At 58.9% G+C, this 12,861-nt stretch carries 13 protein-coding genes; 11 read left to right on the plus strand and 2 right to left on the minus strand.

What is annotated here, in order from left to right; genetic code table 11:
• Window positions 1-9: 9 nt before the first annotated feature.
• Entirely contained in the window at window positions 10-1,017 is a 1,008-nt protein-coding gene (gene repB, locus AS026_RS22200; RefSeq protein ID WP_007539588.1) for a plasmid partitioning protein RepB, read from the minus strand.
• Window positions 1,018-1,114: 97 nt separating this feature from the next.
• Window positions 1,115-2,347 carry a plasmid partitioning protein RepA gene (gene repA / locus AS026_RS22205; RefSeq protein WP_085989880.1) on the minus strand — a complete coding sequence of 411 codons (1,233 nt, stop codon included), beginning with the start codon at window positions 2,345-2,347 and terminating at the stop codon, window positions 1,115-1,117.
• A 358-nt stretch (window positions 2,348-2,705) separates the two neighbouring features.
• Between repA and traI the strand changes: the two genes are divergently transcribed.
• Genes traI through trbI form a run of 11 tightly spaced genes read left to right on the plus strand, consistent with a single transcriptional unit; the run spans window position 2,706 to window position 12,682 of the window.
• Window positions 2,706-3,329 carry an acyl-homoserine-lactone synthase gene (gene traI / locus AS026_RS22210; RefSeq protein ID WP_028749343.1) on the plus strand — a complete coding sequence of 208 codons (624 nt, stop codon included), beginning with the start codon at window positions 2,706-2,708 and terminating at the stop codon, window positions 3,327-3,329.
• A gap of 11 nt (window positions 3,330-3,340) precedes the next feature.
• The gene (trbB, locus tag AS026_RS22215) at window positions 3,341-4,318 is read left to right on the plus strand and encodes a P-type conjugative transfer ATPase TrbB (protein ID WP_007539593.1); all 978 of its coding nucleotides are present in this window, start codon (window positions 3,341-3,343) and stop codon (window positions 4,316-4,318) included.
• Window positions 4,308-4,685 (plus strand): TrbC/VirB2 family protein, encoded by a 378-nt coding sequence (locus AS026_RS22220; protein ID WP_007539595.1) that lies wholly within the window; start codon window positions 4,308-4,310, stop codon window positions 4,683-4,685. The genes trbB and AS026_RS22220 overlap by 11 nt, the downstream gene beginning before the upstream one ends.
• Window positions 4,678-4,977: a conjugal transfer protein TrbD gene (locus tag AS026_RS22225; RefSeq protein WP_007539597.1), complete on the plus strand. Its 300-nt coding sequence runs from the start codon at window positions 4,678-4,680 to the stop codon at window positions 4,975-4,977. Before AS026_RS22220 ends, AS026_RS22225 begins: the two co-directional genes overlap by 8 nt.
• Before the next feature lie 10 nt (window positions 4,978-4,987).
• Entirely contained in the window at window positions 4,988-7,444 is a 2,457-nt protein-coding gene (locus AS026_RS22230) for a conjugal transfer protein TrbE (protein WP_028749344.1), read from the plus strand.
• Window positions 7,416-8,219 carry a P-type conjugative transfer protein TrbJ gene (gene trbJ, locus AS026_RS22235; protein WP_007539602.1) on the plus strand — a complete coding sequence of 268 codons (804 nt, stop codon included), beginning with the start codon at window positions 7,416-7,418 and terminating at the stop codon, window positions 8,217-8,219. Before AS026_RS22230 ends, trbJ begins: the two co-directional genes overlap by 29 nt.
• Window positions 8,213-9,403 (plus strand): P-type conjugative transfer protein TrbL, encoded by a 1,191-nt coding sequence (trbL, locus tag AS026_RS22240; protein ID WP_007539603.1) that lies wholly within the window; start codon window positions 8,213-8,215, stop codon window positions 9,401-9,403. The genes trbJ and trbL overlap by 7 nt, the downstream gene beginning before the upstream one ends.
• Window positions 9,404-9,426: 23 nt before the next feature.
• On the plus strand, window positions 9,427-10,089 hold the full coding sequence (locus AS026_RS22245) for a conjugal transfer protein TrbF (protein ID WP_007539606.1): 663 nt from the start codon (window positions 9,427-9,429) through the stop codon (window positions 10,087-10,089).
• Window positions 10,090-10,105: 16 nt separating this feature from the next.
• Window positions 10,106-10,912 (plus strand): P-type conjugative transfer protein TrbG, encoded by an 807-nt coding sequence (trbG, locus tag AS026_RS22250; RefSeq protein WP_062371844.1) that lies wholly within the window; start codon window positions 10,106-10,108, stop codon window positions 10,910-10,912.
• Window positions 10,913-10,914: 2 nt separating this feature from the next.
• The gene (gene trbH, locus AS026_RS22255) at window positions 10,915-11,349 is read left to right on the plus strand and encodes a conjugal transfer protein TrbH (protein ID WP_028749346.1); all 435 of its coding nucleotides are present in this window, start codon (window positions 10,915-10,917) and stop codon (window positions 11,347-11,349) included.
• Between the two features lie 10 nt (window positions 11,350-11,359).
• Complete coding sequence (trbI, locus tag AS026_RS22260; protein ID WP_007539610.1) at window positions 11,360-12,682, plus strand: IncP-type conjugal transfer protein TrbI; 1,323 nt, start codon at window positions 11,360-11,362, stop codon at window positions 12,680-12,682.
• Window positions 12,683-12,861 lie beyond the last annotated feature (179 nt).

A 12,861-nucleotide genomic window follows, 5' to 3' on the forward strand; every position in this document is an offset into this window, starting at 1 on the left:
ACGCTTAGCTCATCGCTCTTCTCCATTACCGTTGAGTTCTTGGAATTCCCTGTACAGCTGATCCAGCTTCGTCGAGACGAACTGCCCAAAAGCGGGGACGACCTTTTCCTCGAAGATGATAGTCGTCTTGCCTTCACGCGCCTCGACGCGTGCTGCGCGCTTTCCATGGGGCGTCTTCCAGAGGTCAGAGCTCTTAGCGCGCTCTTTCTTGCGTGGCTCGCTAAGTGCGCGTAACAACGCGTCAAAACGCGCGTCGCTTTCCAGCCTCTCCTCTGCGAAGCCCGCGAGCAACTCGTGTGCGGTGTCAAGCTTGGCGGGGGAGGCGAGATGCTCGACGAGCGTCATCCAGCGCGCGCGTCCGGCTTTCGGTGCGGGACCGATCAATCTGACTAGGTCTTGCGGGACCTGGCGGGCGATGGCGACGTAGCGGCTGACGTCCGCTTTGTCCGAGACGAGCGCCGCAATGATCGTCGGCCGGTCGCATCCGTCATCCTCCAGGTTTTTTGCAAAGAAAGCCTTCTCGATGAACGACAGATCTTTCCGGTCGAGGTTTTCTCGGCCCTGGGCGACATATAGCTGGCTATCCGACAAGTTGCGAACGATCGCACGCACGGGACGGCCCAGCTTCTCTGCCGCTTTCAGACGGCGCCGGCCGTAAGCGATTTGGAATCGTCCTGGCGCCTGAGGGTTTGGCCGCACAAGGATCGGAACCTGCTGGCCATGTTCTGCGATGCTTTCGACAAGAGCGTCGAACGCAGGATCGACTTCGATGGGGATTCGATCGACGATCTTGGACGTATCGATTGACGCCGGTTCGATCGAGATGACCGCTTCACCTTCGGCAAGCTGCTGCTGGAGTTTGGAGGCCTGTTTGGCGTTTTCCGCCATCTCATGGAGCGACGAACCCATGGCCGAGATTGCGCCAGTGCGCACGCGGTCGCCTGATTTGGAGGCTGATGAAGCGGGAGCAACCGGCTTCTTCAGGAAGAGAGAGTCGATCGAATCCTTCCTGCTCACATTTCCTCTCCTATTCTATTCCGACTGCGAGTTTCGCTCCTTGTTGGGAGCTCCCAATAACCAGGCCGGCAGGGGAACATGGCGGTGAGAATGTCCATCACGCGCGGCTCCAGGCCTGCTTGATAAGGGTCTCGATCTCGACATTGACGGCGTCCAGGGCTTCCATCGCCCTGTCGTAGGTGGATCTGGTGAGATTTTCGCGTCCAATCTCATAAAGTGTTTGCTTCGTAAGACCGGCATCCGACACGGCCGCGGACTTAACCATCGGGTTCGTGAGGACGTGGTCGTCGAACAGATTGCGGAGGAGGGCGGCGACCTTGGTTTGTGGTGCATCTTGTGGCTCGAACCGCGTCAGCAAATAGCGGACGAAATCATACTTGAGGTCGCCACCTGCCTCCCGAACGACACCGAGGAGGTCTCGGGTCATCATCAGAAACTGGCTCATCGACGAGACGTCGAGCATTTGTGGGTGTACGGTCACGATCATCGCTGTGGCCGCGCACAGCCCACTCAGGGTAAGGAAGCCGAGCTGGGGCGGACAATCGATCACGACTACATCGTAATTGTCGGCAACACCGTCGAGCGCTTCTGCCACACGCGCGAAAAAAAGCGTTTCACCGCTACCACCAGCGCTCAGAGCCTTTGGAGTTGTGTGCTCGAACTCCATGAGCTCAAGATTACCGGGCACGAGATCGAGCCCGTCGAAGTAGGTAGGGCGAATTACCTCAGATAAATCGCGGCGCTCCTGGTCATATCGGATGGCAGCATAAAGTGTCTGATTGGAAGCAACATCCAGTTCCGGAAGAACGCCGAGCAGGGCCGATAGGCTCGCCTGTGGATCTAGATCCACAGCGAGAACGCGATAGCCCTGTAACGCGAGATATTGCGCAAGGTGAGCCGACGTCGTCGTCTTGCCTGATCCCCCCTTGAAGTTCGTTACCGCAAGAACCTGAAGATGCTCGCCCGGACGGCGATGTGGGATAAAGTCAACGCTGCCGCGGCCGCGGGTCGAATGGGCCAGCAGGTGTCGTATTTGATTTATCTCGGACAAGGTGTAGAGTCGCCGACCGTTGCTAGTCGTTTCCGGCTGCGGACCTTCGCCAGCCAGGGTCATCTTTCTCAACGTGGAATCGGATACACCCATCAGCCGGGCGGCTTCGCCGGATGTGAATTTTCGCAGGATCTTGTGAGAAGTAGGTGGAAACAGTGCTTCGCTCATCGACTGAAGGTGCGAGCTCAGCAGATCGGCCTGCGCGCCGATAGTCTCGTCGACGCTGGGCAAGGCCTCGCGGTTATTATTCGTCGCCACGCTCACGTTGAAATCTCTCATCACGGTTTTATCGCCAGAACAGAATATTTACCGTGACGATACCCGAAACGCTTTTGCTGGCAAGGTCTTAATGGTTAACGGCTGCTTAACACAAACGAGGCGACGAGATAGTCACGCGCAGATTTCTGATTTGTTTTCAAGCGTTTATCAAGGTCATGACCCTATTGCGTTCCCGATCTGTTTATCTGTGAATCCTACAACCCCTGCAATGGGCGTTTTGCTTCAAAGCAGCCTGAACCGCCCCGACTCAGAGATCAACGGATCGCGACTCACTCGCCAAACATTGTAGGATTCGACAACTGACGCCCGATTCCTATTCGTGCTGAGTTTCTGTCGTTCAACAACGACGGAGAGATTCATGCAGATTCTAGCGATCTCGAAACCAAAGAGTCATTCTGAAACCCAGCTGCTTCAAAACCATCATCAGCTCCGTGCGGCGGTCTTCTCCAACCGGCTGAATTGGGAGGTGAAGGTCGTTGACGGCTGCGAGGCAGATGCATTCGACGCTCTGGGCCCGAACTACATTCTGGCCATCTCCACAGGCGGACGACTAGCGGGCGCCGCACGCCTGCTTCCTGCTACCGGCCCGACCATGGTGGCGGACGTGTTTCCCTCCCTGCTTCCCGAAGGTCGGCTGAACGCCCACCCCGGTATGATCGAAAGCTCCCGGTTTTGCGTCGACACCACGCTCGAAGAGGGGAGGGGAGACGGTACCTTGCACGAGGCTACAGTCACCATGTTCGCCGGGATCACTGAATGGTGCGTCGCGAACGGCTTCTCCGAGATCGTCACGGTGACCGATCTCAGGTTCGAGCGAATTCTCGCTCGTGTGGAATGGCCGCTGCAGAGATTGGGCCAGCCTCAGAAGGTCGGCGTAACGACCGCCGTCGCAGGCACGTTGCCTGTGAACGCTGGGATCTTCGAGAGGCTACGGCCACCGAACTACCGATCCAACCTCAAAACCTTCAGCCAAGCAGCCTAAAGGAGACCGCCTTGAACCAGCTTCGCTCCCATCCCCGGCTCGTGCGCAAACTTCAGGAGGCGCTTGGTGATCAGCTCTGCGCCGCCCTCGACGATGCGACCGTTGTGGAAATCATGCTCAATCCGGACGGAAAGCTCTTCATCGAACGGCTCGACCAAGGCGTTACGCCGGCCGGAGAAATGTCCTCCGCGGCCGCAGAAATGGTGATCGGAACCGTCGCTCATGCACTTCAGTCAGAAGTGGATGACGAGCAGCCCATCATATCCGGGGAGTTGCCGATCGGCGGCCACCGGTTCGAAGGGCTACTGCCCCCGCTGGTGGCTAAACCCGCCTTCACCATTCGGCGCCGAGCGTCGCGGCTCATCCCGCTCAACGACTACATTCGGTCCGGGGTGATGAACGAACAGCAGGCATCGACGATCCGCAGCGCCATCGCCGCACGGCTCAACATCATCATCTCGGGAGGAACAGGTTCCGGCAAGACGACGCTCGCGAACTCGGTGATCGACGAAATCGTCAAATCCGCGCCAGAAGAGCGGCTGGTAATTCTCGAGGATACCGCCGAGATCCAGTGCGCGGCTGAAAACGCCGTTCTCCTGCACACGAGTGATACCGTCGACATGGCGCGTCTATTGAAGAGCACGATGCGCCTTCGGCCTGACCGCATCGTCGTCGGCGAGGTCCGCGATGGCGCTGCGCTCACATTGCTCAAGGCGTGGAATACCGGCCATCCCGGCGGGGTGGCGACAATCCACTCGAACAGTGCCATGTCGGCGCTTCGACGACTGGAACAATTAACTGCCGAAGCAAGCCAGCAGCCGATGCAAGAGGTGATCGGTGAGGCGGTCGACCTGATCATCTCGATCGAGCGGACGCCGCGCGGACGAAGCATCCGCGACGTAATTCAGGTCGAACGTTTCGCACGCGGCCAATACGAAACCGAGTCCGATCAGCTCACCGAAGAAGAGGAGGCGCGTCATGTCGCGTAAGGTTTCCCTCTTCACCATCGCGCTCCTTGCGGCCCCTATCGTGCTCGCCTCATTTGATCCGGCCCTCGCCAGCTCCTCGGGCGGTGGTCTGCCTTGGGAAGGACCGCTGCAGCAAATCCAGGAGTCGATCACAGGTCCGGTTGCGGGTGCCATTGCGCTCGCGGCGATGGCGATAGCCGGCGGCATGCTGATCTTCGGCGGCGAGCTCAACGATTTTGCGCGCCGTCTCGTCTACGTCGTGCTCGTGGCAGGGATCCTTCTCGGAGCGACCCAGATTGTCGGTCTATTTGGTTCGACCGGTGCGTCGATTGGATTGACGAACGAACGGCCCAATCCGACCACCATTGGGGAGGCGGCCAATGGCTGAGTCGCTAACCGGACTGCACCGCAATCTCATTCATCGGGCTCTCTCCCGTCCGAATCTTTTGATGGGAGCAGATCGCGAACTGGTGCTGCTCACCGGGCTTGCCGCCGTCATTCTGATCTTCGTCGTCCTGACGATCTATTCGGCAATCTTCGGCGTTGCTGTCTGGATCCTGATCGTGCGGGTTCTCAGGATGATGGCGAAGTCCGACCCGCTGATGCGCCAGGTCTATGTCCGGCACATTTCCTACAGGCCCTACTACAAGCCGACGAGTTCGCCTTGGCGCCGGTACTGAGGAGGCGCCCATGGTAGCTCTGAAACGCTTCCGGGCCACAGGCCCATCCTTTGCCGATCTCGTTCCTTACGCCGGTCTCGTCGATAACGGCGTTCTTCTTCTGAAGGACGGCAGTCTCATGGGGGGTTGGTACTTTGCCGGCCCGGACTCCGAAAGCGCGACCGCTCTCGAACGCAACGAGCTGTCGAGGCAAATCAATTCAATCCTCTCTCGGCTCGGAAGCGGCTGGATGATCCAGGTCGAGGCGATCCGCATACCGACCGTAGACTACCCGTCCAACGATCGGTGCCATTTCCCCGATCCCGTGACACGCGCGATCGACGCCGAGCGCCGGGCGCATTTTGCGCGCGAACAGGGACATTTCGAGAGTAAGCATGCAATCGTTCTCACCTACCGGCCGCTGGAGTCGACGAAGACGGCGCTGAGCAAATACATCTATTCGGACGCGGAAAGCCGCAAGAAGTCCTATGCAGACACGGTGCTCTTCGTGTTCAAGAATGCCATTCGGGAAATCGAGCAGTATCTTGCGAACAACCTTTCGATTCGTAGGATGGAAACGCGTGAGGTCAGTGAACGAGAGGGGACGCGAAGTGCCAGATACGACGAACTGCTGCAGTTCGTTCGCTTCTGCATCACCGGTGAGAGCCATCCGATCCGGCTTCCCGACGTTCCCATGTACCTCGACTGGATTGCGACAGCTGAGCTCGAGCATGGGCTGACGCCGAAGATCGAGAACCAGTTTCTCGGGGTTGTCGCAATCGACGGATTGCCGGCGGAAAGCTGGCCGGGGATCCTAAACAGTCTGGATTTGATGCCGCTCACCTATCGGTGGTCGTCGCGCTTCATCTTTCTCGATGCCGAGGAGGCGCGACAGAAGCTCGAACGCACCCGCAAGAAATGGCAGCAGAAGGTCCGGCCCTTCTTCGATCAATTGTTCCAGACGCAGAGCCGATCCGTTGACCAGGACGCCATGACCATGGTTGCCGAGACCGAGGACGCAATTGCACAGGCTTCATCGCAACTGGTCGCCTACGGCTACTACACGCCAGTGATCGTGCTGTTCGATCACGACCGCGAAGCTCTCCAGGAGAAGGCGGAGGCGATCCGACGGCTGATCCAGGCCGAGGGCTTCGGAGCCCGGATCGAAACGCTCAACGCCACCGATGCGTATCTTGGCAGCCTGCCGGGCAATTGGTACTGCAATATTCGCGAGCCATTGATCAACACCAACAATCTGGCCGATCTTATCCCGCTCAATACGGTCTGGTCAGGTAGCCCCGTTGCGCCATGCCCGTTCTACCCGCCGGATTCGCCGCCGCTGATGCAGGTGGCCAGCGGCTCCACACCGTTTCGCCTCAACCTGCATGTCGACGACGTTGGACATACCCTGGTGTTCGGTCCGACGGGCTCCGGCAAGTCGACGCTTCTGGCGCTGATCGTCGCGCAGTTTCGGCGCTACGAGAACGCCCAGGTCTTTGCCTTTGACAAAGGCAACTCACTGCTGCCGTTGACGTTGGCGGGTGGCGGCGACCACTACGAAATTGGCGGAGACAACGAAGGGGAGGGAAGGGCGCTTGCCTTTTGCCCTCTCTCCGAACTCGGAAGTGATGCCGATCGGGCCTGGGCGAGCGAATGGATCGAGATGCTGGTCGCGCTGCAAGGTGTGACCACAACGCCCGATTACCGCAACGCCATCTCCCGACAGGTTGGCCTGATGACAACCGCTCCGGGCCGATCTCTCTCGGACTTCGTGTCTGGCGTTCAAATGCGCGAGATCAAGGACGCGCTCCACCATTACACTGTCGACGGTCCGATGGGCCAGTTGCTCGATGCCGAGCAGGATGGTCTTTCGCTCGGAGCCCTGCAGACCTTCGAGATCGAGCACCTCATGAATATGGGTGAGCGCAATCTGGTGCCGGTGCTCACCTATCTGTTCCGGCGCATCGAAAAGCGCCTCGATGGCTCGCCAAGCCTGATCGTGCTGGACGAAGCCTGGCTGATGCTCGGTCACCCCGTTTTTCGCGCAAAGATCCGCGAGTGGTTGAAAGTGCTGCGCAAGGCGAACTGTGCCGTGGTTCTCGCCACACAATCGATCTCGGACGCGGAGCACTCCGGGATCATCGACGTCCTGAAGGAATCCTGCCCGACGAAGATCTGCCTTCCGAACGGTGCGGCGCGCGAGCCGGGAACGCGGGAATTCTACGAGCGCATCGGCTTTAACGAGCGCCAGATCGATATCGTCGCTGGCGCGACCCCAAAGCGCGAATATTATGTCTCCACACCAGATGGCCGGCGCTTGTTCGACATGACGCTCGGCCCTGTCGCGCTGAGCTTTGTCGGGGCCTCAGGCAAGAACGATCTAAAGAGTATCCGGGCGCTGATTGCCGAGTACGGCCGCGACTGGCCAATCCACTGGCTGAACACGAGAGGAGTTCACGATGCCGCATCGCTGCTCAATTTCGAATAGATGGATGACGGGCTTAAGCGCCCTCGCAATCGGATTTGCTACCATGGCGCCAGCCGAGGCTGGCACCGCCACCGGCGCAGCAACTGAGTGGACACAGGTGCTCAACAACAGCGAACTGGTTTCGCTTGTCGGTCAATCCGGGGAGCAGATCCAGAACCAAGTGACGCAGATCAGCCAGCTTAGCCAGCAGATCGAAACGCAGCTGAACATCTATCAGAACCTGCTTCAAAACACAGCGACCCTGCCATCTCACATGTGGGGACAGGTCGAGAGCGACCTCAACCGGCTTCGCAGCATCGTTGACCAAGGCCAAAGCATATCGTTCTCGATGGGTAATGCCGATGATGTCTTGCAGCAGCGCTTCCAGAGTTATGCCAATCTCAAGACCAACCTTCCGAATGCCGCCAGCTTCTCGTCCACATACCAAACCTGGTCAGATACCAACCGTGACACGATCGCCAGTACATTGAAGGCGGCAAGTCTCACGGCCGACCAATTCGACAGCGAGGAAGCCACGATGTCTTCGCTGCGCTCGATGTCCGAGACCGCCGACGGGCAAATGAAGGCACTCCAGGTCGGTCACGAAATCGCTTCGCAGCAAGTCGCGCAGATGCAGAAATTGCGAGGGCTCGTCTCACAACAGATGACCATGATGGGCACCTGGCTCCAGACCGAGCAGACTGACAAGGATCTCGCACAGGCTCGCCGGGAAAAGTTCTTTAGCGCAACTGCACCTTCAACGTCCGGCGGCGAAAGGATGAAAGTCGAATGGTGAGCATGCGCGCCACAACAAGCTTTCACGTGCTGCGCGCCGCAGTGTTGATCGCCGCACTTGCGGCGGTGGCAGCCCAGCCTGCATTCGCCCAAGAAGGATCGGTGCTAACATCACTTCAAAACCAGATCTCGACGGCTGCCAAGGGGTGGGAGACCACCGTCATGGATGCTGCGAAATCGTTGTTCCGGATTCTCGCGACGATCGAGATTGGCATTGCAGCCGTCTGGCTGGCCATCCAGGCAGCATCACTTGATAGCTGGTTCGCAGAGCTGGTGCGACGGATCATGTTCGTCGGCTTCTTCGCCTTCGTGCTCGGACAGGGGCCGACCTTCGCCAAGGCTGTGGTCGACAGCCTTTTCCAGATTGGGGCTGGCGGTGGAACTGCTTCACCTGCCGACGTCTTCAACGCTGGCCTCGCCGTCGCAACGAAAATGTCGGAGAATATCCAGTTCGGCCTCTTCGAGGACAACGCGCTCGCGATCTCGGCAGCATTCGCCATGGTCGTCGTCGTCATCTCATTTTCGCTTGTTGCCGCGATTTTCGTGAGTGTGATGGTGGAGATGTATATCGGTCTGCTCGCCGGCATGATTATGCTCGGGCTTGGCGGATCATCCTACACCAAAGATTTCGCAGTCCGTTATTTGGTCTACGCTTTCTCGGTGGGAATGAAGCTCATGGCGCTTGTCATGATCTCGCGTATCGGATCGGAGGTCCTGATCGGACTCGCGAACCAACCCGATATCGGAGACCAGTTTCGAACTGCCTTGGCGATAGCCGGTATAGCCGTCGTCATCTTCATCATCGCAAGCTACGTTCCGAACATCATGCAGGGCGTAGTGCAGGGGGCATCGGTTTCCGGAGGGATGGAGGCTATTCGCCACGGCGGCCAAGCCACGTCCTTCGCCGCAGGCGCCGGTTTTCTCGGAGCAGGGGCGGCTGGAGCCGGATTTTCGGCAGGCCAAGCGGCTCGAGCCGCGGGCTCGTCGGTCATCGGGGCTGCCTTCAAGGGCGTCGGCGCCGGCATCGGCTCGGCCAGCAGAGCTGCAGGATCCGCAGCCAAGGAGAAGGCGATCGGCTCGCCTGGCGCGTACGCGGGATCGATCCTAGGGCTCGCAAACGCCAAGCTCGAGGAAAGCCGCAGTGGCCACAGCGCCGCCAAGCGACCACCCGAACGCAACGACTAACAACAAGAGAAGGGGATGATCGAATGGGCGCCAAGAACGCTCCCGAAAACCCGTATCTCGCCGCACGCCAGGAATGGTCGGAGCGATATGGCTCATACGTCAAAGCCGCGGTCGCCTGGCGGGTGGTCGGGATTCTCGGCATGACAATGGCGGTGATCGGCTTCACTTACGCCTTGTATTTAAGCACACAGGTTAAGCTCATGCCCTACATCGTCGAGGTCGACAAACTCGGAACCTCTGTGACCGCCGGCTTTCCAGCACAAATCGAATATGCTGATGTGCGCGTTGTCCGCGCGACCCTTGGCAACTTCGTGAGCAGCTTCCGTTCCGTCACGCCCGATGCAGTTGTGCAGAAGCAATATATCGACCGGACGTACGCACTCCTCAGGACTTCAGACCCGTCCACCGAGAAGATCAATGCCTGGTTCCGCGGCAATTCGCCGTTCGAAAAGGCGAAGACCTCGACGGTTGCGATCGAGGTCAACAACATCGTCGCGCTCTCAAACCAGACATATCAGATCGACTGGACCGAATATGAGCGCGACCGCAAAGGCATGGAGATGGGCACGCGCCGGTTTCGGGGCATCGCGACGGTCACACTGACCGCGCCGCAGGATGAGGCGACAATCCGCCTCAACCCGATCGGTCTATACGTCCGCGATTTCGACTGGACGGCACAGCTTTAAGGGCAGGAAAACTCACATGCACAGAACAGGATTAATAACGGCCGTCGGCTTGGCAGGACTCGCGCTAGCGAGTGGCACATGTGCGCAAAGCATGACATCGAACGAGGTAAAGGGCACCAGCATTTCAAGGAAGTGGCGCGGCACGGCAGGTCTCGTCACCACCGGTCCGGATGGTAAGGTTATCTTCCTCTTCGGCGAAACCCAACCCTCGGTCGTCTGCTCACCGCTGCAGGTCTGCGATATCGAATTGCAGAGCGGCGAGATTGTCCACGACGTGCTTGTCGGCGATACCGTGCGTTGGAAGGTCGAGCCAGCGACCTCGGGGGCGACCGGCGGACAGGCGATCCATTTGATCGTCAAACCGTCCGAAGCCGGCCTGGTGACCTCCATGGTTGTTACGACGTCGCGACGCACATACCATATCCAGCTCAAGTCGCATCCGAGCCAGTACACGGCCCGGATTGGTTTTGAGTACCCCGATGATGTTTCGACCAAGCTCGCTGACATCAATGCGCAGCTTGAAACCGGCATTCCAGGTACCGCACCCGATAAGCTGAACTTCTCCTATTCGGTAAGCGGCAGCGCCCCTTGGAAACCAAAACGGGTCTATTCCGATGGAGCAAAGACCTACATTCAGTTTTCAAAGTCAATCGCTGGCCAGGACGCTCCGGTCCTCTTCGTTGTCTCCGGCGGCCAGAACCGCATCGTCAATTACCGTATGAAGAACGACATGATGATCGTCGATTACGCGGTCGACAAGGCGATCCTCATTTCCGGCTTGGGATGGTGGCAACAGAAAATCACGATTAAGCGGGGAGGGTGACCATGGGCAAGCTAATGTTAGCCCTGATCGCGGCCGCCTTTCTTGCCGGTTGCCAAACGGCCGATGACGCACTGACCACCGGCACGACGCAGACGGCTGTCACAGGACCGGCCGCAAGGGCCGTTGCGGGCGACATGGCCGGACGGCTGGCCGAGCAAATCGGCTCTGCCGGGACGACAACGATCAAGATGAAGAACGACCAGTCAGAGTTTGCGACCGCCCTCGAGGCAGCCCTCAAACGAGGGGGATACACCGTCGTGGCAGACAACAGAGGCCGGGACATGAAGCCCCTCGAGCTTGCCTATGCGATCGACAGCATTGACGACCAAGTCCTCGCGCGGGTGACCACTGCTTCCATAGCGATCAGCCGCGCTTATAACCTGACGGCGGATGGCGCCACGCCAGTAAGCCCTCTGTCGGTCATGCAGCGCAATTAAGGAGGGGACCATGGTGCAATCGCTCCAACTCGGCGCATCCAGCCAGGCCCACGATCAGAACGCCATGCGTCGCCTCAACCTTCTGCCGATCATCCTCACTATTGTTCTTGTCGCGCTGTTTTGCGGCATCGTCGTGATCGGCCTGTCATGGCGAGGGCTTTCCTTCAACCGAGGTAACGACATCGACAGCGCCTCCAACACGCCAGCGACCAATTTCGGCGACCAGCTCAAGCGTGGCGTCACCGACGGCATCGTCGGCGAACCGGTTGAGCACGACACGTTTCAGCCGACACCTGTCATCGAGCAGAAAGTCGAGAAGGAAGAGCGTGTTGCCGAGGGGCGGCCGGTCGAGCCGGAGGACCGGCGTTCCCGTATGGAGTCAGACGAGGAATGGAAGGCGCGTCTGAAACGTGAGCAGGACGAACAATATGTTCGCGAAGCGCAGCGCCAACGAATGGCGCGACTTCAGGCACGCGCGACGGCGCTGGATTCGCCGCTTAAGGTGGACATCTCAGACGCGAATAGAGCGTCGGCAAACAGCAAGGATATCGGTCGCCAGAACCCCGACAGAAGGACCAACAACGCCAGCGATCTTTATGCGGCCGCGATGAAAGCCGGCTTTATGGGGCAGAACGTCGATTCGAACGCCCAGAGCTCGAAGGAGGATTTTTTCAACCAGGACATCCAAGACCTCGGCTATCTGCCGAACCAGGTCGTGCCGCAGATGTCTCCGTATGAGCTCAAGCGCGGCTCGGTGATCCCGGCCACGCTGATCACCGGCCTGAATTCCGACCTGCCGGGACGTATCACCGCGCAGATCAGTCAGAACGTCTATGACAGCGCCACCGGATACCGCCTTCTCGTGCCGCAGGGCACCAAGCTCTTTGGCCGCTACGACTCGAAAATCTCGTTCGGTCAGGAGCGGGTTCTCGTCGTCTGGACTGATCTCATTTTCCCGAATGGCTCGACGCTGCAGATCGGCGGCATGGCCGGCACCGATGCCGAGGGCTACGGCGGGTTCGAAGACGAGGTCGATCGCCATCTCTGGCAAACATTCGGTTCAGCCGCCCTGATCGCGCTGATCGGGGCCGGGATCGATATGTCCGTGCCGCAAAGCTCAACGCCTGCAGCGCAGGAAACCGCTTCTGACGCGGCAAGACGGAATTTCGGAGAAAGCTTCGGCCGGACAGCCGAGGAGACGATCTCTAAAAACCTGAACGTCCAACCGACGATCCGCATACGCCCTGGTTATAAATTCAATGTCCTTGTGGATCAGGATATCGTTTTCCCGTCAGCCAACAGCGACCGTTCAGAGCCTCGCAGATGGTTTTAAGAGGTGTGGACCGGTGATCCGCCAAGCGGTAAAATCTTCCATTCTTTGGTCATAGTTTAGATAGACCAGAGCTTGAATACTCGGAGAACGTAATTAGTCATATTTGTGCGCCACTGAGGCATCGCCAGCAGCCTTCGCGAATCCGAGTCCGGTTGCGCATGGGCCGGCGCTTAGCCGGC

Source organism: Rhizobium altiplani, from assembly GCF_001542405.1.
Classification (GTDB): Bacteria; Pseudomonadota; Alphaproteobacteria; order Rhizobiales; family Rhizobiaceae; genus Rhizobium; species Rhizobium altiplani.

Bases quoted from the DNA above. Each gene is read 5' to 3' on its own strand.
- repA (WP_085989880.1), bottom strand. From the start codon at position 2,347: ATGAGAGATTTCAACGTGAGCGTGGCGACGAATAATAACCGCGAGGCC.
- traI (WP_028749343.1), top strand. From the start codon at position 2,706: ATGCAGATTCTAGCGATCTCGAAACCAAAGAGTCATTCTGAAACCCAG.
- AS026_RS22220 (WP_007539595.1), top strand. From the start codon at position 4,308: ATGTCGCGTAAGGTTTCCCTCTTCACCATCGCGCTCCTTGCGGCCCCT.
- AS026_RS22225 (WP_007539597.1), top strand. From the start codon at position 4,678: ATGGCTGAGTCGCTAACCGGACTGCACCGCAATCTCATTCATCGGGCT.
- AS026_RS22230 (WP_028749344.1), top strand. From the start codon at position 4,988: ATGGTAGCTCTGAAACGCTTCCGGGCCACAGGCCCATCCTTTGCCGAT.
- trbJ (WP_007539602.1), top strand. From the start codon at position 7,416: ATGCCGCATCGCTGCTCAATTTCGAATAGATGGATGACGGGCTTAAGC.
- trbL (WP_007539603.1), top strand. From the start codon at position 8,213: ATGGTGAGCATGCGCGCCACAACAAGCTTTCACGTGCTGCGCGCCGCA.
- AS026_RS22245 (WP_007539606.1), top strand. From the start codon at position 9,427: ATGGGCGCCAAGAACGCTCCCGAAAACCCGTATCTCGCCGCACGCCAG.
- trbG (WP_062371844.1), top strand. From the start codon at position 10,106: ATGCACAGAACAGGATTAATAACGGCCGTCGGCTTGGCAGGACTCGCG.
- trbH (WP_028749346.1), top strand. From the start codon at position 10,915: ATGGGCAAGCTAATGTTAGCCCTGATCGCGGCCGCCTTTCTTGCCGGT.
- trbI (WP_007539610.1), top strand. From the start codon at position 11,360: ATGGTGCAATCGCTCCAACTCGGCGCATCCAGCCAGGCCCACGATCAG.